Source organism: Rhodococcus sp. H36-A4, assembly GCF_027158005.1.
Lineage (GTDB): Bacteria > Actinomycetota > Actinomycetes > Mycobacteriales > Mycobacteriaceae > Rhodococcoides.
This window is the reverse complement of sequence record NZ_JAPVLQ010000004.1, coordinates 211957-235105: the sequence shown is the minus strand read 5'-3', so window position 1 is coordinate 235105 and position 23149 is coordinate 211957. Positions and strand designations below refer to the sequence as shown.

General features: G+C 61.7%; 23 protein-coding genes. 11 read left to right on the top strand and 12 right to left on the bottom strand.

Annotated elements, in window-relative coordinates; translation table 11 throughout:
• Window positions 1-103 precede the first annotated feature (103 nt).
• Window positions 104-1852 (bottom strand): 2-oxoglutarate dehydrogenase, E2 component, dihydrolipoamide succinyltransferase, encoded by a 1749-nt coding sequence (gene sucB / locus O1W68_RS12930; protein ID WP_269304089.1) that lies wholly within the window; start codon window positions 1850-1852, stop codon window positions 104-106.
• A 380-nt stretch (window positions 1853-2232) separates the two neighbouring features.
• Between sucB and O1W68_RS12925 the strand changes: the two genes are divergently transcribed.
• Window positions 2233-2562 carry an oxidoreductase gene (locus tag O1W68_RS12925; RefSeq protein ID WP_269304088.1) on the top strand — a complete coding sequence of 110 codons (330 nt, stop codon included), beginning with the start codon at window positions 2233-2235 and terminating at the stop codon, window positions 2560-2562.
• A gap of 58 nt (window positions 2563-2620) precedes the next feature.
• On the opposite strand, the gene O1W68_RS12920 is transcribed toward O1W68_RS12925, so the two are convergent.
• A complete protein-coding gene (locus O1W68_RS12920; RefSeq protein ID WP_269304085.1) occupies window positions 2621-4138 on the bottom strand; it encodes a leucyl aminopeptidase in 1518 nt (505 codons plus the stop codon).
• 91 nt (window positions 4139-4229) lie between these two features.
• Here O1W68_RS12920 and gcvT point away from each other — a divergent pair, with 91 nt between their 5' ends.
• Both gcvT and O1W68_RS12910 read left to right on the top strand, forming a co-directional pair.
• Entirely contained in the window at window positions 4230-5345 is a 1116-nt protein-coding gene (gene gcvT / locus O1W68_RS12915) for a glycine cleavage system aminomethyltransferase GcvT (protein WP_269304083.1), read from the top strand.
• 32 nt (window positions 5346-5377) lie between these two features.
• Window positions 5378-6481 (top strand): branched-chain amino acid aminotransferase, encoded by a 1104-nt coding sequence (locus O1W68_RS12910; RefSeq protein ID WP_269304081.1) that lies wholly within the window; start codon window positions 5378-5380, stop codon window positions 6479-6481.
• A gap of 2 nt (window positions 6482-6483) precedes the next feature.
• Here the strand turns inward: O1W68_RS12910 and O1W68_RS12905 are convergent, their stop codons facing one another.
• The 4 genes from O1W68_RS12905 to O1W68_RS12890 are packed head-to-tail and all read right to left on the bottom strand — an operon-like array spanning window position 6484 to window position 9573.
• A complete protein-coding gene (locus tag O1W68_RS12905; protein ID WP_269304521.1) occupies window positions 6484-7236 on the bottom strand; it encodes an adenosylcobinamide-GDP ribazoletransferase in 753 nt (250 codons plus the stop codon).
• Between the two features lie 12 nt (window positions 7237-7248).
• Window positions 7249-8340: a nicotinate-nucleotide--dimethylbenzimidazole phosphoribosyltransferase gene (cobT, locus tag O1W68_RS12900; RefSeq protein ID WP_442972351.1), complete on the bottom strand. Its 1092-nt coding sequence runs from the start codon at window positions 8338-8340 to the stop codon at window positions 7249-7251.
• Window positions 8337-8912, bottom strand: coding sequence for a bifunctional adenosylcobinamide kinase/adenosylcobinamide-phosphate guanylyltransferase (cobU, locus tag O1W68_RS12895; protein WP_269304080.1), 576 nt, complete (start codon window positions 8910-8912; stop codon window positions 8337-8339). The genes cobT and cobU overlap by 4 nt, the downstream gene beginning before the upstream one ends.
• A gap of 4 nt (window positions 8913-8916) precedes the next feature.
• Window positions 8917-9573, bottom strand: a complete 657-nt coding sequence (locus O1W68_RS12890; RefSeq protein WP_269304079.1) for a DUF3043 domain-containing protein — start codon at window positions 9571-9573, stop codon at window positions 8917-8919.
• Between the two features lie 126 nt (window positions 9574-9699).
• Between O1W68_RS12890 and O1W68_RS12885 the strand changes: the two genes are divergently transcribed.
• The 3 genes from O1W68_RS12885 (at window position 9700) to O1W68_RS12875 (ending at window position 12298) form a co-directional block, all read left to right on the top strand.
• Complete coding sequence (locus O1W68_RS12885) at window positions 9700-10779, top strand: glycerate kinase family protein (RefSeq protein WP_269304077.1); 1080 nt, start codon at window positions 9700-9702, stop codon at window positions 10777-10779.
• A gap of 66 nt (window positions 10780-10845) precedes the next feature.
• Window positions 10846-11196: a HesB/IscA family protein gene (locus tag O1W68_RS12880; protein WP_269304076.1), complete on the top strand. Its 351-nt coding sequence runs from the start codon at window positions 10846-10848 to the stop codon at window positions 11194-11196.
• 127 nt (window positions 11197-11323) lie between these two features.
• Window positions 11324-12298, top strand: a complete 975-nt coding sequence (locus O1W68_RS12875) for a carbohydrate kinase family protein (RefSeq protein ID WP_186628493.1) — start codon at window positions 11324-11326, stop codon at window positions 12296-12298.
• A gap of 95 nt (window positions 12299-12393) precedes the next feature.
• Here the strand turns inward: O1W68_RS12875 and asnB are convergent, their stop codons facing one another.
• Window positions 12394-14319, bottom strand: coding sequence for an asparagine synthase (glutamine-hydrolyzing) (gene asnB / locus O1W68_RS12870; protein WP_269304516.1), 1926 nt, complete (start codon window positions 14317-14319; stop codon window positions 12394-12396).
• A gap of 227 nt (window positions 14320-14546) precedes the next feature.
• Here asnB and ctaC point away from each other — a divergent pair, with 227 nt between their 5' ends.
• Both ctaC and O1W68_RS12860 read left to right on the top strand, forming a co-directional pair.
• Entirely contained in the window at window positions 14547-15626 is a 1080-nt protein-coding gene (gene ctaC, locus O1W68_RS12865; RefSeq protein ID WP_269304514.1) for an aa3-type cytochrome oxidase subunit II, read from the top strand.
• A gap of 18 nt (window positions 15627-15644) precedes the next feature.
• Window positions 15645-16061 (top strand): cytochrome c oxidase subunit 4, encoded by a 417-nt coding sequence (locus tag O1W68_RS12860; protein ID WP_269304074.1) that lies wholly within the window; start codon window positions 15645-15647, stop codon window positions 16059-16061.
• A gap of 306 nt (window positions 16062-16367) precedes the next feature.
• On the opposite strand, the gene O1W68_RS12855 is transcribed toward O1W68_RS12860, so the two are convergent.
• Window positions 16368-16589, bottom strand: coding sequence for a hypothetical protein (locus tag O1W68_RS12855; RefSeq protein WP_269304073.1), 222 nt, complete (start codon window positions 16587-16589; stop codon window positions 16368-16370).
• Between the two features lie 360 nt (window positions 16590-16949).
• On the opposite strand from O1W68_RS12855, the gene O1W68_RS12850 reads away from it, so the two are divergent.
• The 3 genes from O1W68_RS12850 to O1W68_RS12840 all read left to right on the top strand — a co-directional run bounded on the left by O1W68_RS12850 (window position 16950) and on the right by O1W68_RS12840 (window position 18025).
• Entirely contained in the window at window positions 16950-17312 is a 363-nt protein-coding gene (locus tag O1W68_RS12850; RefSeq protein WP_269304071.1) for a PadR family transcriptional regulator, read from the top strand.
• Window positions 17309-17488 carry a hypothetical protein gene (locus O1W68_RS12845; protein ID WP_269304069.1) on the top strand — a complete coding sequence of 60 codons (180 nt, stop codon included), beginning with the start codon at window positions 17309-17311 and terminating at the stop codon, window positions 17486-17488. Before O1W68_RS12850 ends, O1W68_RS12845 begins: the two co-directional genes overlap by 4 nt.
• A gap of 144 nt (window positions 17489-17632) precedes the next feature.
• Window positions 17633-18025 (top strand): hypothetical protein, encoded by a 393-nt coding sequence (locus O1W68_RS12840; RefSeq protein ID WP_269304068.1) that lies wholly within the window; start codon window positions 17633-17635, stop codon window positions 18023-18025.
• Window positions 18026-18465: 440 nt separating this feature from the next.
• On the opposite strand, the gene qcrB is transcribed toward O1W68_RS12840, so the two are convergent.
• From qcrB to ctaE, 4 genes are all read right to left on the bottom strand, one after another.
• A complete protein-coding gene (gene qcrB, locus O1W68_RS12835) occupies window positions 18466-20250 on the bottom strand; it encodes a cytochrome bc1 complex cytochrome b subunit (protein ID WP_269304066.1) in 1785 nt (594 codons plus the stop codon).
• Entirely contained in the window at window positions 20247-21431 is a 1185-nt protein-coding gene (qcrA, locus tag O1W68_RS12830) for a cytochrome bc1 complex Rieske iron-sulfur subunit (RefSeq protein ID WP_269304064.1), read from the bottom strand. Before qcrA ends, qcrB begins: the two co-directional genes overlap by 4 nt.
• A complete protein-coding gene (gene qcrC, locus O1W68_RS12825; protein WP_269304061.1) occupies window positions 21428-22303 on the bottom strand; it encodes a cytochrome bc1 complex diheme cytochrome c subunit in 876 nt (291 codons plus the stop codon). Before qcrC ends, qcrA begins: the two co-directional genes overlap by 4 nt.
• A gap of 101 nt (window positions 22304-22404) precedes the next feature.
• The gene (gene ctaE / locus O1W68_RS12820) at window positions 22405-23016 is read right to left on the bottom strand and encodes an aa3-type cytochrome oxidase subunit III (RefSeq protein ID WP_269304059.1); all 612 of its coding nucleotides are present in this window, start codon (window positions 23014-23016) and stop codon (window positions 22405-22407) included.
• Window positions 23017-23149 lie beyond the last annotated feature (133 nt).

Below are 23149 nucleotides of genomic sequence, written 5' to 3'. Positions count from 1 at the left end.
CCGACACTGTTAGTTCGGTTCCCCGTTGATTCGAGGATCGGCCGAGCGCTGAACACTGCTCACCTGCAGTCCACAGTACAGACTGCTCGGCTTTCGACCTGCTCTACAGACCTAGGTCTGCTTCGAACGACGCGATCTCGAGCCGCTGCTTGATGGTGCTGAGGAAACGACCTGCGTCCGCGCCGTCGACCAGACGATGGTCGTAGGTCAGCGGCAGGTAGCACATCGACCGGACGCCGATGGACTCGTTGCCCGCGTCGTCCTTGACCACGACCGGACGCTTGACGATCGCGCCGGTGCCGAGCATGGCTGCTTGTGGCGGTACCAGAATCGGAGTGTCGAACAACGCGCCCTGACTGCCGATGTTGGTGATCGTGAACGTGCCACCGGACAACTCGTCGGGCTTCAGGCCACCGGATCGGGCGCGAGTGGCGATGTCGTTGATCGCCCGGGCAAGACCAGCCAAGGAGAGATCGCCCGCGTTGTGGATGACCGGGGACAGCAAGCCCTGCTCGGTGTCCACAGCGATACCGAGGTGAACCTCGGCGTGATAAGTGATCTCCTTCGCTTCTTCGTTGATGCTGGCGTTGACATTCGGGTGAGCCTTGAGGGCCTCGACAACTGCCTTTGCGAAGAACGGAAGGTACGTCAGGTTGACGCCCTCGTTCTCCTGGAACTTGGACTTGGCCTTGGCACGCAGACCGGCTACCCGGGTGACGTCGACCTCGAAGGTCTGAGTCAGCTGAGCAGAGGACTGAAGAGACTCGCGCGTCTTCTTCGCCGTGATCTGGCGAATGCGGTTCATCTTCTGCGTGGTTCCGCGTAGATGAGCCAACTCCGGTCGCACTCCGGCCGTAGCCGGTGCGGCAGGCTTCGACTCGGCTGCCGGAGCAGCAGCGGGAGCTGCCGGAGCCTTCTTCGCCTCGGCGGCCGCGAGAACGTCCTGTTTACGGACGCGTCCACCGACGCCGGTGCCCTTGACCGTGGACAAGTCCACGTCGTTGTCCGTTGCGAGCTTCCGAACCAGAGGCGTGACATAGGGGGATGCGTCAGCCGAGGGAGCCTTCGCAGGTGCCTGCTTGGGAGCTTCCTGCTTGGGTGCCTCTTGCTTGGGTGCCTCTTGCTTGGGAGCTTCCTGCTTGGGTGCCTCTTGCTTGGGAGCTTCCTGCTTGGGAGCAGGCTTTGCCGGCTCCGCAGCCTTGGCCGCAGGGGCGCCCGTGCCGATGACGGCCAACTGGCCACCGATTTCGACGGTGTCGTCTTCTTCTGCACTGATCTCGAGCAGTGTTCCCGCCACCGGGGAGGGAATCTCGGTGTCGACCTTGTCGGTGGACACCTCCAGAAGTGGCTCGTCAACGGCGACCTCGTCGCCCACGGCCTTCAGCCAGCGGGTGACAGTGCCTTCGGTGACCGACTCGCCCAGCTCCGGCATCTTGATCGGGGTACCCGAAGAGCCGGAGTCGGAGCCGGCGGCCGGCGCACTCTGAGCCGGTGCTTCTTCTTCGGCCTGCGGCTCCGGTTCTGCAGCAGCCACAGGTTCGGCCGCGGGCTCTGGCTCGGCGGCGGGCTCTTCGGCAGCAGGCTCGGGCTCGGAGGAAGACCCGGAAGCCTCGCCGGCTTCGCCGATCTGAGCGAGCTCGGCGCCGATTTCGACGGTGTCGTCTTCCTGTGCCACGATCTTCGTCAGAACACCAGCAGCGGGGGACGGGATTTCGGTGTCGACCTTGTCGGTCGACACTTCGAGCAACGGCTCGTCGACCTCGACGGTGTCGCCCTCCTGTTTGAGCCACCTGGTGACAGTTCCCTCGGTGACGCTCTCACCAAGAGCTGGCATCTGGACGGAGAAGGCCATGTCTGTTGACTCCTCGACAGTTGTGTGCGGGTAATTTAGTTCTTACGACTTGTGGTCGTAGACCATTGTGCTGGCGTGGCAAGGTTCGCGGACGATACTTGCGTTAATTGCGATCCTCGGCGCTGTCTGTGTCGGCGCCGAATCGAAGAAAACGTCTTTCCGCGATCCACGGACTTTTACTGCAGACACGTAGACGCCCTTTCGACGAGACCGGAAATCGTTCTCTACAACGAGAGAGTTGAACCCTCTATGTTCATCCTTCCATCCTTGAAGTGCTCACGTTCCGCGAGGGGCTGCCCTCGCACTGGCAAACTCATGAGTAACAAGGCTTGTGCGAACGAGAAGGTCAATCTTCACGCACCCGAGACAGGAGTGATTCAGTGAGCTTGTTCGATCGCCTCACTCGACGCAGTGGCAAAGGTAGAGGCCCCCGAGAGGGGTCGGTAGCGCAGTATCTCGCGGACTGGACGGCGGCGAGAATCGGCGTCGAAGCATTCGTGGAACCGAAGACGACAGTGACTCCTGTCACGGTCGTTCTGGTGGCACACGATGGTGAGTGGACTCGGCGCGTCGTGGATGAGAAACACATCAAAAAGCTTGGACCCGACCTCGAGATCCCGGTCTACGACGTCCGAAAGACGGGCTACCCCCAGCGGATGCGAGACCACGACGCTCGACAGAAAATCCTCGAGCGGAGGGCCCGCGAATAGCGGTGCATGATTCGAGTGCCCCCCGACGCACTCGAATCATGCACATGGTGTGAAGCGTCTAACCGTTCTCGACGATATCTTCGAGAACGGCGAACATCGTGCGGACCGGCACTCCAGTTCCGCCCTTGCCGATATAACCGAACGGGCCGCCGGTGTTGAATGCCGGACCGGCAACGTCGATGTGCGCCCACTGGACGCCGTCTGCGACGAACTCCTTCAGGAACAATGCAGCAGCCAACATCCCGCCCGCGCGTCCGTTGGTGACGTTGGCGAGGTCGGCGACTCTGGAGTCCAACTCGCGTCGAATCTCACCTGGGAGCGGCATGGCCCAAGCATCTTCGCCCACGGCCTGCGAAATCTCGGCGACGCGGTCGCGGAACTCGTCGGTGCCCATGACCCCCGGCGTCCGGTTGCCGAGTGCGACGACCTGCGCGCCCGTCAGCGTTGCGGTATCGATCAGGTAGTCGGGATCGTCTTCGCACGCGCGCACGATGGCGTCGGCGAGCACCAGTCGTCCTTCGGCGTCGGTGTTGATGACCTCGACTGTGATACCGCCGTACTGCGTCAGTACGTCACCAGGCCGTTGCGCGGTGCCGGACGGCATGTTCTCCGCCATGGGAACCGTGGCGACGACGTCGAGTTCGAGACCCAACTTGGCAGCGAGAATCACCGTCGCGATCACGGCTGCAGCACCAGCCATGTCGGAGGTCATGTTTTCCATGCCGGCCGCGGGCTTGATCGAGATGCCGCCGGTGTCGAAGGTGATTCCCTTTCCGACCAACGCCACCTTCTTGGACTTACGTTTACCACCTGAATGCGTCAGACGTACCAACCTGGGCAGTCGTGAGGAGCCCTTGCCGACGCCGTGGATTCCGCCGTAACCGCCCTTCTCCAAAGCCTTGTCGTCGAGAATTTCGACACTCAGTCCGGCATCGGTGCCCAGTGCCTTCGCGCGTGCGGCGAATTCCTCCGGGTACAGGTGGCTGGGTGGGGTGTTCACGAAGTCGCGGGCGATCGCGACGGCTTCGGCAATGGCAACAGAACGGGCCAGCTCGTTCTTGGCTTCGCGAGCGCGTGAGTCGCCTACCAGCAGTTCGACGCGCCCGAGAGGTCCCGCTTCGGGAGTGGGTGCCGACAGTGCAGATTTGAACTCGGTGAAGGTGTAGGCACCGAGGAAGAAGCCTTCTGCCGCGGCGCCCAGGTCGAGGGCAGAGAGCGTCGTCGCCGCGATCGAAGTTCCCGACAGCGCGCGAGCTGCAGTACCGGCGGACCGGCGGATGCGTTCGGTGTCGATGTCGGCCGACTTGCCCAGCCCGACTGCGAGGACACTCGTCACGTCCAGCGCTGCAGGGGCGGGAATGCGGGTGAGCTCGTCAGCCTTGCCTGTTGCACCGACAGCCTCGAAGGCATCGAGCAACTCGGCCGCGAGCGCATCTCCGGAGATGTCGTCGGTGATGACGAGCTCGAGTCCGTCTTCACTTGTGCTGAGTGCGACGACGAGAACGTCGACATCTTTTCCGAGGTGGCCGGCCAGCACCAGCTCGGGTCCGAGAGTGCGGGGTGAAGTCGATGGCACGTTGCAGCTCCTGAAGGATTGATTGTTCTCGGTCGTACACGATCGTAGTGACTCGGGCCCGACGTGCGGCCGTCCGCTAGCGTTGGCCGCTATGAGTGCAGAAGAACTTGCTCGCGGACCCGTGCACGCCGTTCACGTCGAACTGGGAGCGACGTTCGCGCCTTTCGGCGGATGGGAGATGCCAGTCTCCTACGTCGGAGTCGTGGCGGAGCACAAGGCAGTCCGTACCTCCGTCGGCGTCTTCGACGTCAGTCATCTCGGGAAGGCGATAGTCGAAGGACCCGGTGCGGCGGACTTCGTCAACTCCACGCTGACCAACGACCTCACCCGGGTGGGCCCAGGAAAGGCGCAATACACGTTGTGTTGCAACATGTCCGGGGGAGTGGTGGACGATTTGATCGCCTACTTCGTCTCACCCGAAGAGATATTCCTGATTCCGAACGCCGCCAACACCGCATCGGTCGTCGCCGCGTTGAGCGCCGAAGCTCCCGAAGGCGTCGTCGTTCGCGACCAGCATCGTGACTTCGGCGTGTTCGCGGTGCAAGGGCCCGATTCGCGAGCTGTGGTCGAGCAGCTGGGTCTCCCAGTGGAATTGGAGTACATGGCTTTCGTCGACGCGAAGTGGTCCGATGCCGACGGCAACGAGGCACCGGTCCGGGTGTGCCGCACGGGTTATACCGGTGAGCACGGTTACGAATTGGTCTGCTCGTGGAACGACGCCGAAGCACTGTTCCGTGCCCTGGTCGACGTCGTGAAGCTTTCCGGCGGTCAGGTGGCAGGGCTCGGTGCGCGAGATACCTTGCGGACCGAGATGGGCTATCCACTCCACGGACATGAGCTCTCGCTGGACATCTCGCCGCTTCAAGCCCGATGTGGTTGGGCGATCGGATGGAAGAAGGACCGATTCTGGGGCAGGGACGCTCTGCTTGCAGAAAAGGCAGCAGGCCCGGCGCGAGTGCTCCGTGGCGTCAAAGCACTCGACCGCGGAGTGCTGCGTCAGGGACAGAACGTCGTGATGGACGGCGGCGTGGTCGGCGTCACGACGTCAGGGACGTTCTCGCCCACGCTCGGGGCAGGAATTGGGCTTGCACTAATAGACGCCGCGGCGGGGGTGACGCCGGGTGGCATCGTCGAGGTCGATGTTCGTGGCCGGGCAATTCGATGTGAGATCGTCGCCCCGCCTTTCGTTGCAGCGAACACCAAGTGAGCGGGCCTCGACGCGTTCGATAAGCTCACTGCATGACAGGCGTTCCCGAATTCACTCGTGTGCAGCATCCTTCTCCGGCTCCTTCGGAGGTCAGAGAAGCAGTATTGGCTGCACCCGGGTTCGGGAAGTTCTTCACCGACCACATGGCAGTGATCGACTACACCTCGGAGAAGGGCTGGTTCGGCGCGACCATCGCGCCGTACGGGCCGATCGAGTTGGATCCCGCGGCGATGGTCCTGCACTACGGGCAGGCGATTTTCGAAGGGTTGAAAATCTACCGTCAGCCCAACGGGGATCTCTCCTCGTTCCGCGTCGATGCCAATGCCGAGCGATTCAAATCCTCGGCCAGACGGTTGGCGATGCCGGAGCTCCCCACTGAGCTGTTCATCTCCTCGATCGAGGAGATGCTTGCGGTGGATCGCGAGTGGATCCCGGCCGCCGGTGGCGAGGATGCCCTCTACCTTCGCCCGTTCATGTTCTCTACCGAAGCGGGGCTCGGTGTCCGGCCGGCGGACGCTTACCGGTACATGCTCATTGCCTCTCCTGCCGGCGCGTACTTCCCTCGTGGTGTCAAACCGGTCAGCGTGTGGCTGTCGACCGAATACGTACGCGCCGCTCCCGGTGGTACCGGAGCGGCGAAATTTGCCGGCAACTACGCGGCATCGCTGCTTGCGCAGGCGCAGGCCAGCGATCAAGGCTGTGACCAGGTTGTCTGGCTGGACGCGATCGAGCGTCGCTTCGTCGAGGAAATGGGTGGTATGAACCTGTTCTTCGTCTTCGGCTCCGGTTCCGATGCCCGTTTGGTCACGCCCTCACTGTCCGGGTCGCTGCTCCCTGGAATTACCCGCGATTCGCTCCTGGCGTTGGCGACCGACTCCGGAATCCCGGTGGAGGAGCGACGCATCTCGACCGAAGAGTGGCAGAAGAAGGCGGAGTCCGGCGACATCACCGAGGTATTCGCATGCGGAACCGCGGCAGTCATCACTCCCGTCGGCAGCGTCAAATCAGCGGACGGTGAGTTCACCATCGCCGACGGCGAACCGGGCAACATCACTCTTGCCCTGCGCGATACCTTGACGGGCATTCAGCGCGGCACCTTCGCCGACACTCATGGGTGGATGACCAAGCTCGGCTGAGTTCAGGATCCGATCAGCAAACCCACCACGGTGAGGGTTGTGGTGATTTCCAGAGCCGCGCCGAGTACGTCGCCGCTGAGGCCACCGAACCGTCGGACACAGTGGCGCACAAGAACTACGCCGATCGACAACACAGTTGCGACGACGGCGGGGCCTTGCCACCAGCGACCGTCCACGCAGCCGGCCGCTGCGACAAGCGCTGCGGCACAACAAATACCGATCACTGTGCGGCTTTGCGTGCCCGCAACGAGTGCTCCGAACCCGTGCTCGACGGCTGGAAGCGTCCCACGTCTGCACGCGAGTACGACAGCGACACGACCTACTGCGACGGCCAGCACTATCGAGGAGAAAGCCTGCTGCTCCGCCAGCAGGCCGAAGCCGGTGGCCTGAATTGCGAGGGTGAGGACGAGTGCAGCGACCCCGAACGGCCCGGCGCTTCCACTCTGCATGACTTCACGGGCTCGTTCAGGAGGGCCGTAGCAACCGAGACCGTCTGCCGTGTCGGCAAAGCCGTCGATATGCATGCCGCGTGTCAGCAGGGCAAGCGCGCCGACGACGAGCAGTCCGCCGAGCAGTCCGCCGAGCGAGAGTGCGTCGGCACACCACGAAGCGCCTGCCGCAAACACCCCGAGCAGCAGTCCGACGACAGGCGCGGCCGATATGGCTTTACGGGCAGCATCCCGATCGATGTGGTGTGGACCCCGCACCGGAAGGACTGTCAACCAGGACAGGGCCAGACGAGGGCCCACCCATATCGAATGCACTTCTCAGGCCTCGGACGGCGCTTCGGGATTGGAGGCTCGGTTACTCACACCTGCATCTGCAAAGGTCGACATGTCCTTCAGCGCCGCGATTGCCGCGTGCACCAACGGTAGGGCGGTGAGAGCGCCCGAGCCCTCGCCGAGTCGCATGTCGAGCTCGAGAAGGGGTTCGATTCGCAAGTGGCGCAGGGCAATCGAGTGTGCGGGTTCGGACGAGCGATGGCCGGCGATCCACCATTCACGTGCCCCTCGCGCCGACTCCTCCGCAACCAAGGCCGCAGCCGTCACGACGAGCCCATCGAGAATGACAGGCGTACGACGGTGCGCAGCTTGGGCGAGAAACCCGGCCATGGCAGCAAGATCCGCGCCACCGGCAACGCGTAGCAGCGCGACGGAATCCTTCACGACCGGACGGGCACGCCGCATCGCATCACGAATCGCTGCCGTCTTGCGGATCCAACCGGCGTCGTCGACGCCAGTGCCGCGACCTACGGCGGCCACCGGTTCGGTGTCGGTGAGTACTGCGATCAATGTCGTTGCCGGAGTGGTATTTCCGATTCCCATGTCACCGGCGATCAGCAAGTCGGCACCGCTGTCGATCTCCTCGTCGGCGATCGCACGACCGGCCTCGATCGCAGCCCGAACCTCGGACTCCGACAACGCATCCTCACGATCGATCGAACCGCTGGACCGTCGGACCTTGTATCGGCTGATCGTGGTGTCCGTATCCGAGTCGACAGCGATATCGACGACACGGACCGTTGCGCCTGCCACGGCGGCCAGTGCATTGACCGCGGCCCCACCGGCCGCGATGTTGGCCACCATCTGAATGGTCACCTCGGTGGGATAGGCCGAAACCCCGTGCGCCGCAACACCGTGGTCACCGGCAAACACAACTACCCGGGGTCGGACCAGCGCGTGGGGCGGACACTGATCTTGGCACGCCGAAATCCACTCACCGATCTCTTCGAGTCGACCGAGACTGCCGGCAGGCTTTGTCAACGACTTCTGTCGTTCCGACGCCGCAGAGCGGGTCTGCGGCGACGGCGGAGCGACCGGGCGCAACGGCGTCGAGTTCTCGGTTGTTTCGGACGTCACGGTTGCTGCTCAGCCTTTCGGGAAGGGGGAACCCCGGCACACTTGAGTGTGAGGGGAAGGCCGGCCACGACGAGTACGACGTCGTCGCACACCTCGGCGAGCCGGGAATTGAGCGCGCCGATCTCGTCTTGGAACAATCTGCCCGATCGAGTGTGCGGTACAACGGACAACCCCACTTCGGGAGTGACCAGCAAAAGGGTGCCCGTGCATTGCGCGACGGCCTCGACGAGCGCGTCGATCTCCGCCGCAATCGTGCCGCGAGGGCTGTCCCAGGCCGCCCGATCGTCGATGGTGTGGGTGAGCCAGGTGCCGAGATCGTCGACGAGCGTGACTCCTGGTGTTCCGTCGACGATCAGCTGGGGCAGGTTCGTGGTCGATTCCACAGTTGTCCAGGTGGCCGGCCGCCGTACTCGGTGTTCTTCGATCCGCGCATCCCAATCGGCGTCAGCGGGGCGCCTTCGTCCGGTGGCCACGTATCTGACGTCTTCTGCTCCTGCGGCGAGATGTTCGGCGTGGCCGGACTTGCCCGATCGCGCGCCACCGAGCAGCAGTGTGCGCCTGGGCAGCGTCATAGTGTCAGACAGCCGCGCCGCGGTTGACGCGAGGCTGTGGTGCACGCATCTTGCGGATCTGCGAAGCACGAACGAACGCGTACCACCCGAGCTTGAACCCACCGTCGGTGGTTTCGGGGAAGCGAGCCCGAACGCGATTGTTGATCTGGCGGCCGATGAAAATTCCCTCGCCGACCATGAACAGCATCATCACGAACATCGCCAGCGTGACGTACGCCTGAACAGCCGGATCGAGGAAGAGCGCGAAGATCAGCAGAAGCGCGAGCGGCATGAACAAACCGACCAAATTCCGGCGGGCATCGACGAGGTCGCGGGCGTACGCCCGGACGGGGCCCTTGTCCCGCGGAAGCAGGAACTTGTCCTCGCCGGCGAGCATCCGCGCGCGGCGGTCGGCGGAGGAGGCTCTGCGCTCCTCGGATGCCTTTTTACGGTCGACTTTGGTTCCCTTGTTCGCCTTGCGACGCTCGCGGGCCTCTTTGCTCGTCATCGGCGGTGGCGCGACCGGACCGCGGCGTCGGGCTTCGGCCTCACGTCGTTTCGGCGTGGGGCGACCTTTGCCGACGATCTCGTTCGGCGGCGACACATCCGTCGGTGCCGACTCGGTCGAGGCCGAATCATGCTTGTCCGAATTGTCAGAGTTTCCGCGGCGTAGCAACTTCACTCACCCAGGCTATGGGATGGAAGCGAATAGGTGAACATCGGCCACGCCAACTTACGTCCGCGAAGGCTCCTCGAGCACGGCGCCCTCGACATGCCGCATCTCGAGCATCGACCTAGACTTTCGACGATGCGAGTGATGATTGCCCCTGATTCGTTCGGAAACACACTGAGCGCGAACGAGGCGGCCGACGCGATCGCCCGGGGTTGGCGGCTCGGACGTCCGGAGGACGAACTCGTGTTGGCGCCCCAATCCGACGGCGGTCCGGGATTCGTCGACGTGTTGGCGGGCAAGCGTGGCGAAGTGCGCGAACTCGACGTTTACGGACCACTCGGGAAACGGGTTCGGGCGCGGTGGTTGCTCGACGGTCACACAGCGTTCATCGAAGTCGCGCAGGCCTGTGGATTGAGCCTCCTGGACGGTCCGCCGACCACCAGCAGCGCCTGGCGGGCAAGTAGCGACGGTGTCGGCCAGCTCATCGATGCTGCCCTGGGTGTCGACGGCATCGAGACGGTGTTCGTCGGTCTCGGCGGCAGTAGTTGTACCGACGGCGGACGGGGGATGATTCGTGCACTCGGTGGACTCGTCGATGCCGCAGCACGACTGCGGTCGGTCGAACTGGTCGCTGCCACCGACGTCGAGAACCCGCTCCTGGGCGAGCACGGCGCAGCACACGTCTTCGGGGCACAGAAGGGCGCGGATGCCGCCATGGTCGTCGTTCTCGAAGAGCTCAACCGCGAATGGGCAGTAATCTTGGAACGCGTGGCGGGAGTCGACGTCGCCGAGTTGCCAGGTGCGGGCGCTGCCGGGGGTATCGGTGCGGCACTGTTTGCGCTGGGCGGGCAGCGGGAGTCCGGCGCAGCCGTGGTGGCCGAACACACCGACCAAGCCGATCTACTCGAGTCGGTCGATCTCGTCATCACCGGTGAAGGAAAGTTCGACAGTCAGTCCCTTCGCGGAAAGCTCGTCACTCAACTTGCATCCGCGGGCGCGATATCCGGAGCGCAGACGATAGTCCTTGCAGGTCAAGTAGCTCTCGAGACCGCACAGTGGAAAGCAGCAGGTCTTTCGCGAGCGTATTCCGTAGCCGAATTCGCCGGTTCGGTGGACAAGGCGATGAGTGATGCCGGACCACAACTCGAGCATTTGGCCGCGTACGCAGCGCAACGCTTCGATCAAGGCACGCCGCCTTTACGCGGCGGGCTGTGAGGAATACCTGTACGCGGAGTACGGTTGAGTCGTTCACGGGTTGAGTACGACTGATAGGGAGAGCCCATGACCGTCTCGAACGAAACCATCACGCACAAGGTCACGATGACTGAAGCTGCATCATTGAAGGCCAAGGCGTTGCTGGACCAAGAAGGACGCGACGACCTCGCGCTTCGCGTCGCTGTGCAGCCTGGTGGCTGTGCGGGCCTGCGCTATCAGCTCTTCTTCGACGATCGCAGCCTCGACGGCGACCTCGCAGTGGACTTCAACGGAGTCACGCTGGCTGTCGACCGGATGAGTGCTCCGTACGTCGAGGGTGCATCCATCGACTTCGTGGACACCATCGAGAAGCAGGGCTTCACGATCGACAATCCGAACGCAACGGGCTCATGTGCCTGCGGCGATTCGTTCAACTGATCTGAACCACCAACTCTGACCGGTACTGCATTTTCGGGTACCGGTCAGAGTTGTGTTCGCACCAAGTTCCGGGGCGCCGCGCAGTAGCATGGATCTCGCTCCGACCACCATCGAAAGGCTCAACCACGTGACTCTCGCGGTATCGGGATCGATAGCTACCGATCATCTGATGCGTTTCCCGGGCAAGTTCGCCGAGCAGTTGGTTGCCGACCAGCTCTCCAATATCTCGCTGAGCTTCCTTGTCGATGATCTGGTCATCAGAAAAGGTGGAGTCGGCGGCAACATTGCCTACGCCCTGGGCGTGCTGGGCGGATCCCCGCTCCTGGTGGGTGCCGTCGGGCCGGACTTCGGTGAGTATCGGTCTTGGCTGGAGTCCAACGGAGTCGATTGCACCGCGGTACGCGTGTCGGCGACGGCCCACACTGCGCGCTTCGTCTGCACCACCGACGTGGACATGGCTCAAATCGCGTCGTTCTACCCAGGTGCAATGAGCGAAGCGCGCGAAATCTCGATCGAAGAGCTGTCCGCAGAACGAACGCTGGAACTGGTATTGGTCGGCGCCAACGATCCTGACGCGATGATCGCCCACACTCAGCAGTGCCGATCGCTGAACATTCCTTTCGCCGCAGATCCGTCACAGCAACTCGCGCGTCTGACCGGTGAACAAGCGGTCGATCTCATCGAGGGTGCGGCATACCTCTTCACCAACGAATACGAGTGGGGACTGCTGCGTCAGAAGTCGGGCCTGTCCGAGACGGAGATCGCGGCCAAGGTGGGAATTCGGGTCACGACGCTAGGCAAGTCCGGCGTCGAGATCGTCACTCCCGACGGCGTACGCACGCACGTGGATGTGGTTCCCGAGAACAGCAAAGTGGATCCGACCGGAGTGGGCGACGGTTTCCGGGCCGGCTTCCTCATGGCACATCTCGCCGGCGCTTCCGTCGAGCGGGCAGCACAGCTGGGCTCCTATGTGGCGGTCCTCGTCCTCGAGACCACCGGCACTCAAGAGTGGACTTTTGTACGAGACGACGCACTCAAGCGTCTGAGCTCCGCCTACGGAGCTACCGCGGCCGAGCAGATCGGCGCGCTGCTCCCGGCTTAGCCTGGCGTTGATCGCAAAGAAAGGGACCGTCACAACCGTCTGCACGGTTGTGACGGTCCCTTTCTGTAATCCAGCGGAACCTGTGTCCCGAGAGATCAGATTTCGACCGGGTAGGTCGGCTCGCTGATCTTCGGAACGATGCGCTTCTCCACGAAAATCCCGTGCCAGATCATGAAGATGAGAACGGTCCACAGTCGACGGCTGTGATCGGACCTGCCGTCGCGATGCTCGTTCAGCATCGCGGTGATCGCAGCCTTGTTCAGGATGTGATCCGTCTCGGACTCGGCGATTTGTTGGTGCGCCCAGTCGAACAATTCGGGACCCCGAAGCCAATGTCGGAGCGGAACAGGGAACCCCAGCTTGGCGCGATTGAGAACATGCCCCGGGACAATGCCCTGCAACGACTTGCGCAGTGCGTACTTCGTCGTGTCCTTGGTGATCTTCTGATCGAGCGGCAACCTCTCGGCGACGGCAAAAACCTCGGAGTCCAGGAACGGGACCCGCAGTTCGAGCGAGTTGGCCATCGTGATCTTGTCGGCCTTGACCAGGATGTCGCCACGTAGCCACGTGAACAGATCCAAATGCTGCATACGCGCAACCGGATCCCATCCTCGACTCTGCGCGTAGATCGGCGCCGTCACATCGGTGTGGGTCCACTCCGGACGGAAATCCCGAAGAACTGCACGGAGCTGAGCATCGCCGAAGCTTCGGGCATTCCCGTAATAACGATCCTCGAGCGTCATGGATCCGCGATGAAGCAAACTCTTGCCGCGCGTACCGTCGGGGATCTTGTCGCTGAGGGCACCTGCGGCACGACGCAATCCGCGTGGAAGATACTCGAAAGGCTTCAGGGACAGTGGTTCTCGATAGATGGTGTAGCCGCCGAACAATTCGTCCGCGCCCTCACCGGAGAGCACGACCTTCACATGCTTTCGGGCTTCCTTGGCCACGAAGTAGAGCGGCACCAGTGCGGGATCGGCCACCGGATCGTCGAGATACCAGACGATCTCGGGGATCGAGGATGCAAACTCCTCCGGTCCGACGACCTTCACGACGTGTTTGGCACCGATCGCCGCAGCGGACTCGGCGGCGACATCTACCTCGGAATAGCCATCGCGCTCGAATCCGGTCGTAAAGGTGATCAGATTCGGATTGTGGCGTATTGCCAGCGCTGCGATCGCTGTCGAGTCGATTCCGCCGGACAGGAAAGCGCCGACTGTGACATCTGCGCGCATGTGCTTGGCGACGGAGTCCTCGAGCGCGTCGGTGATCTCCTGATACCTCGCCGCCTCCGTTCCGGCTACGAACGGCTTCACCGGGAACTTCGGAGTGAAGTAACGAGTGATCTTCGGTTGTGTGCCGGGGGAGAGGGTCGCCGAACAACCCGATTCGAGTCGCCGGATCTCTCGGTGCAACGACTCGGGCTCCGGAACGTACTGCAGAACGGTGTAGTGCTGGATCGCACGAGGGTCGAGTTCGGTACCGATACCGATGAGATCGGTCAGTTCGAGCAGGCTCTTCTTCTCGCTCCCGAATGCAGTACCGCCGGGCCCGGTTGCGATGAACAGTGGCTTGATACCGAACGGATCTCTGGCCAGGAACAGCTCGCGAGTCTCGGTATCCCAGATTGCGAAGGCGAACATGCCTCGCAATCGGCGCAGAGCGTCGGGACCCCAGTAGTGGAATGCCGCAACGATCGACTCGCCGTCGCCCTCGGTGAAGAAGACAGCGTCGTGCTCGCGCGTCAACTCCTCACGTAGTTCAAGGTAGTTGTAGATCTCCCCGTTGAACGTCATGGCGTAGCGCGTCGGATTTTCGGCGGGCCCCCAGCGAAGTGGCTGGTGCGAATGCTCGATATCGATGATCGACAATCGGTTGAATCCGAAAATTACGTCTTCGTCGTGCCAAGTGCCAGGTTCGTCTGGCCCGCGGTGACGCATGCAATGCATGGCGGAACCGACGAGGTCGACTCCTGCGTCGTCCGTGCCGGCCGACGTGAGCAGGCCTAGTAGTCCACACACAGAGTCCACTACCTCTTTTCCAATTAGGGATCGGTTCAACCGACACTCGCCCGACGCGGGTTGGTAGTCGTAAGGCGAGCGCCCGGGTCCGAGTATGCCGCAGACGCGACGCGCTCGAAGGTAGTGACCCAACAGTGGTCCTGTGGCAGCTTTGGTCTACGCTGCGTAGTACTAGGGCATCTCCATGTGGAGGCCCTTATTCTTCAGTGGTGGGCGATCAGGAAGGCGTGAACGTGGCGCAGAGTCGGATCCTTCGGCGAGCCGGGCTGACAACAGTTCTCGGCTTAGCCGCTGTGCTGTTGTCGGGTTGTTCCATCGACAGTGAAGTTTTGCGCTTCGGTTTTCCGTCGGGCATCACTCCACAGAGCACACGTATTCGTGAATTGTGGACTTGGTCCGTGGTGGCGGCGCTTGTGATGGGCATCATCGTCTGGGCATTGATCTTTTGGGTGGTCATCTTCCACCGTAAGAAGAAGGACTCTCCAGAGTTCCCTCGGCAGACGGCGTACAACGTGCCATTGGAGCTGTTCTACACAGCCGTGCCGTTCGTCATCATCGCCGTGCTCTTCTACTTCACTGTGGTCGTGCAGAACTACGTTGGTGACAAGCAGTCGGATCCCGACGTCACCGTCGACGTGACCGCGTTCCAGTGGAACTGGAAGTTCGGTTACCAGACCGTCGACCTCAAGGACGGCGTCGTCAAGTACGAGGGCACCGACCTCGAGGCTCAGGCAGCAGCAGAAGCTGCAGCCACCCCACCCGAGGGTGAAGCCCAAGGCAGCGAGGACGGCGAGATCGCACCGGGAGCTATCCACGGTGTGAGCCCGCAGGATCTGTCGTACCTGCGCTACAACAAGATCGAGACAGTCGGCACCAGCGACGAGATTCCTGTGCTCGTGCTTCCGACCGGCAAGCGCATCGAATTCGTACTGGCCTCGTCCGATGTAATTCACGGCTTCTGGGTCCCCGAGTTCTTGTTCAAGCGCGACGTGATGCCGAACCCGGAGGAAAACCACTCCGATAACGTCTTCCAGATCTCGGAGATCGAACGAGAAGGCTCCTTCGTCGGTCGATGCACCGAAATGTGCGGCACCTATCACGCCATGATGAACTTCGAAGTTCGTGCGGTATCCCCGGACGACTTCCAGCAGTACATCGAATCGCGTAAGCCGAAGAGCGAAGGCGGCGAGGCTTTGACGAACGCGCAGGCGTTGGAAGCAATCGGTCAGTCACCGGTTTCGACCAGCACCATCCCGTTCACTACAGACCGCACGCAGAAGTCTGAATCCGTTGCTGACGGCAACTGACAAAGGAAGAATGCTGATATGAAAATCGAAGCCAAGATCTTTGAGATCCTGACTGTCTTCTTCCTTCTCGTTGGGATTGTGTACGCCGTATTCACCGGGTTCTCCCGCACCGGCGTCGAGTGGGCAGGCGTGACCGCAATTGTCCTGTCGTTCGGCTTGACCCTTATTATCGGGACATACTTCCGATTCGTCGCTCGACGCTTGGACACGCGTCCAGAAGACTTCGACGATGCGGAGATCAGCGACGGCGCCGGCGACTTGGGCTTCTTCAGCCCCGGTAGCTTCTGGCCGATCAGCCTTGCAGGCGCTGCAGCGGTCACGGCAGTCGGCTTTGCGTTCTTCATGCCGTGGCTCATGGCGTTGGGAATCGCACTGGTTATCGCCGCAGCGGCCGGACTGGTATTCGAGTACCACATCGGACCAGAGAAGCACTGACCTGCACGTAGTCGGTCTCTAGACTCGAGCCAAGGCGCTGATCGTCCCTACAGGGACGATCAGCGCCTTGCTTTGTCTGCCTGCCCGAACCAATCTCGATCCGGCGCTGGGAGCGGAGGGAGCCACCTGGGCGGCTCGTAAGCGCCGCGTCGTTCGCCCTACGCTTGCTCGCCAGAACCGCCGAACAGCAGAGTTTTTGGGACGGTTCGATGACCTCTACTGTTGGCCCTCCCGGTGTCGAGCGATCGAGGGCCGCTCGAATCGAGCCGATGTGATCCCAGTGGCGTATCTGTCGATGCACCTCGCTCAGACCCACTGTGAATACCCACCGGACGCTTCCCGTCGTGTAGTCACCGTGGTGCTCGCTCGGATCGAACTCGACCTCTCCGAGCCCACCCCAGGTGAACCGGGAAAACCTGGGGCGAAGCGGTGCTCGAAGACCGTCTCGAATACGAGGTAGTCACCGTTGAACTGATGTGCCACCCCGGAGTCGTAGAACGGGCGAGCGATACCGGCCCCCGTGATCACCGGATCCGCCAGATCGAATTAGAGGGATCAACCCAGCGGGCTGCGCGCCCAGCCGCAAGTTGGCGAAGAACTTTCATTGTTGGCAATGCCTTTCGGATAGCAGGGTTCTGGCAAGCGGGTAGCGCGAGTACGAGCATCGGGTAGCGGTGCCGGTGGCGACGCTTCCAGGTGCTGTTTGGCTGACGCCTTCCGTTCGTGCAGCAGTGCCCCAACGGGCCCTTCGCTGGCAGCGACCCAGGCCGTGCCTCAATTGACGACCTCGTAGTCCAATACCGCCAGCCGTTGCCCGGCGGCTCGCATCGTGGGGGGCTTACCATTAGTACCTTGCAGAACATGCTAGCGGCAGCTAGCATGTTCAGCATGATAGCTACCGAGAGGCGAAGCCTCGTTCTTCGCGGGGTTTTGGACTTGTGCCTTCTGTCGCTATTGCGGCTGCGGCCGGTGTATGGATACGAGCTCACTGAACGGTTGGCAGAACAGGACCTGTTGGTGTCCGGAGGGTCCGTGTACCCGCTCTTGACGCGGCTGGAAAAGGCCGGGCTCGTGGTCTCGGAGAAGAGGCCATCACCGGCCGGGCCACCGCGTAAGTACTACTCACTGACCGAAGGCGGCATCGACACGCTCGAACGCGGGACAGCGGAATGGCTCACCGTATCCACGAGCGTCACCGCGATTTTGCAATCCAAAGATTCGACCCACAGCGACCAGAAGGAAACGGCATGAGCAACGCGTTGACAGACCACGACCAGTCCGGCCAGACCGAGGACAGTACCTTCTTCGGCGACATCCTCACCGAGGCAAACCGACGGTGGCGCCGAATGGGGGTCCGTAGAACCGACCGCCAGGAGATGCTGACCGAGCTGAAAGACGAACTCAGCGCAGCGGACGCCGACGGTTAACAGTCCGACCGCAGTACTTGGCAACGACCGACCCGAGATGTTCAGACAGTGGGCACACGATCGTGGAGTATCCGGTCAGGCGCTACGACTGCACCTGGTCATCCCAGCAGCACTTGTTGGAATCGCCGTAGCCTAGGATTCGTGGTGAGCGCAGTATTCCTGATGTTTTCCGGAAGGACTGCCTTCGACCCGGGCGAGCTCGTCCTCCCGCTTTACGCAATGTCAGGTGTTTTCGCATACCTCTGCGCACTCGCATTCAGTCGCGGGGCACTGGCCGCTGCAGGCGACCCGCATGCTGGGATAACCGTGAAGTGGCTTGCCGCACTGCTACCGCTTGGCGCCGCGCTCACCACTGGCGCCGCAGTCGCCCTCGCGTGGTGGAGAGACTTCAACCCCACCACGAAGGTCTTCTCCGCTGTCATCGTCATAGTCCTCACCGGTCTGGTGATGACCATCGGGCTCGCTCGCTACGCAGCGATCAAGAAGGCGCACGACCGCCGTCAGGAAGTCGCTGGAAAGCCAGAACCCGCCGAGTGAAAAGGACCGTCTGGACCGCGGTCGACGCTCGCACGTTCGCGGAACACAGTTCGGGCCCAGCTTATTTCGGGCCGCCAAGTATCCAACCCTGACCAGTCTCGCCATCTCGAATACCTACAGTTTTGCGAGACTGCGGGCACCTACCTGGGCGCGTGACAATCGGGCTGCGCGTGAAACCGAACAGGAGGCACGGGTGACTGATTGCCGATTGGTGATGTCGCACCAGAACGGCGGGGCGTAAGCCGACGACAGGGCCGGTACGAGCTTTTCAAGACACTGCGGGACCTCGAACCTGTGCCCGGTGGGGGAGGGGAGGGGCGCTCTTCTGATCAAAGCCCCCCTGGGACTTGGGGACTGGAGACCGCATTCGATACGGGCCTGTGACGCAAAAAAGGGCGGCACCCGATGGGTGCCGCCCTTTTCATGTTCGTCGAGAACTTCTAGGTCTCGCTCTCACTGTCTTCACGATCGACAGCATGTTTCGCGGAGCCGTTGCCGTTGGCATGGCCGTTCGAATGGCCGTTGGTTCCGTTGCCGTTGGTTCCGTTGCCGTTCGTTCCGTTGCCGTTGGTTCCGTTGCCGTTCGAGTGACCGTTGCCGTTCGAGTGACCGTTGAGCTGGAGCTGATAGTTCTTCAACATGTTCAGCTGCTCGACCTCGCCATGGTGGAGAGCCTCTTCCAGAGCCTTGCTCTCGGCAACCGGATCTGGTCGGAAAAGCGAACCTGATCCAGGCTTTCCAGCAGAACCGAGCTTGTTCATCTTCTTCGGAATTGCTGCACCCTGATATTCGAGCGGGATCGGGTGTCCGTGGCTGTCGACCGGCCCAAGTGGCTGGTGGACCTCGACGTACTGACCGTGCGGTAGACGCTTGATGATGCCCGTCTCGATGCCGTGATCGAGAACAGTGCGGTCACTGCGCTGCAGTCCGATGCAGAACCGGTACGCAACGAAGTACGCGATCGGAGGCAGAATCAGCATTCCGATTCGACCGATCCACGTCATCGCGTTGAGCGAGATGTCGAACTTGTAAGCGATGATGTCGTTCACGCATGAGATGGTCAGGACAAGGTAGAACGCCAGGACCATCGCGCCGATCGCAGTTCGGACCGGTACGTCGCGCGGACGTTGAAGCAGGTTGTGATGTGCCCGGTCGCCGGTAAGACGCTTCTCGATCCACGGGTACATGATCATCACAGTGAAGACGAGACCCATGATCAGCGCGACAGCGAAGACTGCGGGGATCGTGTAGCGACCCGCAATGTAGATGTCCCAAGCGGGCCACAGTCGTGCCAAGCCGTCGGTCCACATCATGTAGAAGTCGGGCTGGGAGCCGGCCGAGACCTGAGATGGGTTGTACGGTCCGATATTCCAGACCGGGTTCACCTGGATGAGGCCACCCATGAGTGCAAGGATGCCGAACGTGACGGCGAAGAATGCACCGGACTTGACGGCGAAGACCGGCAAGATGCGGACGCCGACGACGTTGGTCTCGGTGCGGCCGGGTCCGGGGAACTGCGTGTGCTTCTGGTACCAGACGAGAGCGAGGTGTGCTGCGATCAACGCCAAGATGATGGCGGGGAGCAACAGAACGTGAGCGACGTACAGGCGCGGAATGATGATCGTCCCTGGGAAGTCACCGTCGAACACCAACCAGTGCAACCAGGTTCCGATGACAGGAACACTCATCGAAATACCGGAGAACGCGGCACGAAGACCGGTGCCGGACAGCAGGTCGTCAGGAAGCGTGTAGCCGAAGAAGCCCTCGAACATCGCCAAGATGAGAAGCAAGCAGCCGATGACCCAGTTGGCTTCACGCGGCCTGCGGAAGGCACCGGTGAAGAAGATGCGCATCATGTGAACGATGATCGAAGCAGCAAACATCAGTGCTGCCCAGTGGTGGATCTGTCGCATGAACAGACCGCCGCGGACCTCGAACGAGATATTCAATGCTGTTTCGTATGCCCGAGACATCGTGACGCCGCGGAGCGGTTCGTAGATGCCGTTGTACTCGACCTCGCTCATCGAGGGGTCGAAGAACAGCGTCAAGAATGTGCCTGAGATCAACAGAATCACAAAGCTGTAGAGCGCGATCTCGCCGAGAAGGAATGACCAGTGAGTCGGAAAGACTTTATTGATCTGTCGACGTATGCCCGGTGCCAGATGGTAACGACTGTCGACGTCGTCGGCCTGCTTGGCAGCGAGGGCTTGCAGTGAAGGACTCATGAATCAGTCTCCGGTCTACGCTCCCAGAAGGCGGGTCCGAGGGCTTCGATGTAATCCCCGTCCGCTACTAAGAAACCTTCTTCGTTAACAGTGATTGGCAGCTGCGGCAAAGCGCGAGCAGCCGGTCCGAAGATCGGCTTGGCATACTCGAGTGCGTCGAACTGCGACTGGTGGCACGGGCACAGAATCCGATTGGTCTGCTGCTCGTACAGCGACGTCGGGCAACCCAGGTGGGTACAGATCTTCGAGTAGGCGAAGTAGTCGCCGTAATTGAAGCTTTCCTGGTTCTTGCGCTTGATGACCTTGGCCGTGTCCTCAGAGCGGAGACGGATAAGCATGGTCGCGTTGCGGATTCCACGAAGCGATTTGAGCAAGGCGTGATCGTCGTCGCGGTCGGCCTCACGGAACGGAAATACTGTCTCCATGGCTCCGGCATCCATATCCTCTGGGCGGACCAGAACGACGTCGTGGGGACGACCGGTATCGCGCCGAAGGTAAATCGTTTCTCCAGGGTAGCGCGGAGTCCAGCCGGAGACCCATAGAGGAGATTTGTCACCCTCGGCCCACGGGTTCTTGATCAGACCACCGAGGGGCAGGATGGCCATGATTCCGAGCGCGCCGCCGCCGAAGAACAACGAGCGCTTGATTACCTTGCGTCGTCCGATGGTCGACGTGTCGAGCGAATCACTCAGCTGGGCAACGACAGTTTGTCGATCCACCTCGGACGAAGATCCGTCGTGGCGATCCTGAATGGATACCTCTTCGGGAATGAACTTCTTGGTGAACTGGACAGCGCCGACACCGACACCGAGGATCGCGAGACCCATGGTCAGGCCGATCAGCGGGGTGTAAAGGGTGTACTTCCAGTAGCTCTCTTCACCGATTCCGGCATATTCCCAAGGCCAGAACAGGTAGATCGCGATGAACGCGACAGCCGAGACGCCTGAAAGAGCGAACCAGAACGCAACGTTGCGTTCGGCGCGCTTCTCAGCGCGGGTGCCTTGGACTGCCCATCGATCTCTACGGAATGCAACATCGACGTGGTCGAGATTGGTGCCCAGCTTCACCAGCTGGTCACGCGTCATTCCGGCGAGTTCCTCGTCGGAATACTTTCTGTTCACATCCACATCGTTCCCACCGGTCTGCCCGGCGTCCGCGCGTCCGGAATCACCGTCACTCATGACCTCGCTCCGATCCACAACGTTGCGCCGACAACGGCACCGATTCCTATGATCCAGATTGCAAGGGCTTCTGTACCCGGGCCGAAGCCGCCGAGTCCCCAGCCGCCCGGTGCAGTCGTATCCTGCGCTGACTTCACGTAAGAGATGATGTCGATCTTTTCTTCTTGCGTCAGTTGACGGTCCGAGAACTTGGGCATGTTCTGCGGGCCCGTGACCATGGCCGTGTAGATCTCCTGCTCGGAAGCAGGTCCGAGCGAAGGTGCGTACTTGCCCGAGGACAACGCGCCACCTTGGCCGGTGAAGTTGTGGCATGACGCGCAGTTGAGACGGAAGAGCTCGCTGCCGCGGGCAATGTCACCGCCGGTAAGCGAAGACTGCGCAACCTCGCCGTTGCTGTCGAGGAGCACGGTCGGGCCGCCACCGTTGGCCTGGACATACGCACCGAGCGCGTCGATCTGCTTGTCGTCGAACTTCGCCGGTTTGCGTTCAGCCTGCGCTTCATTACGGACCGCGGGCATCCGACCCGTCGAGACCTGGAAGTACACAGCGGCTTCACCGACACCGATCAAGCTGGGCCCGCGGTCTTGCACACCCTGCAGGTTCACACCGTGGCAGGTGACACACGATGTGTCGTACAACTGCTTGCCTTCGCGGATCAAAGCGGCTGAATCCTGATCGGCCGTCGCCACCTGTGGGGTGGGGGTCAGAGCCGACGCAAGAAATCCCGCGCTGATGAGACCCATCATCAGTACTACTGCGCCTGTCACACGGCGGCGAACCTTGCGCTGCCGCCGACTCTTCACTGCTGAAGGAGAACCGGCTGACGGGATATCTGTGTTGTCGCCGGGTGATGCTGGGGGAGATGAGCTCATCTTCTATCCCTTGTCGTGTCGGGACGGACTGAACGCCTGGGGCTGATTCCTGACGTTCATTGTTGTCGACGAAGTCGAAACACTTGCTTGGCCGATATTCATCAGCGGATGAAGTAGATGGTCGCGAACAGCGCAATCCAGACGATGTCGACGAAGTGCCAGTAGTACGACACGACGATCGCAGCTGTTGCCTGAGCGGGCGTGAACTTACTGACCAGCGTTCGCGTGATCAGGAAGACGAAGGCGATAAGTCCACCGATCACATGGAGGCCGTGGAATCCGGTCGTGATGTAGAAGACCGAGCCATAGACGCTCGAAGAGATCGTGGTGCCCTCTTCCACCAAGTGGTAGTACTCGTACCCCTGGCCGGCGACGAACAACGTCCCCATAACCAACGTGATGATGTACCAGCGTCGCAGTCCGAAGACGTCACCGCGCTCAGCGGCGAATACGCCTAGCTGGCAGGTGAAGGAGGATGCGATCAGAACGGTTGTCACCGGTACCGCGAGACCGAGGTTCAGCTCGGTCGGTTCCGGTGGCCAGATGCCGTCTGCCTGCGCCCTCGCGACGAAGTACATCGCAAAAAGTCCAGCGAAAAACATTAGTTCGCTCGACAACCACACTATGGTGCCGACGCTGACCATATTAGGACGGTTCAGCGAGTGCACGCGTTGGGTGATTGCCGATCCCTGAGTCCCTACAGCGCTCGTCACAAAGAGAAGTATGACTGCCCGTAGTACCGATTGCATACCCGGGTCCTGTGTTGGCGCGTCGCGACCATCGGTACAGGCTCTTTCCCCCGTCGAGGTGCTGGTCGGCGGCACCAGTCGCGCTCGGGTAAGGGCT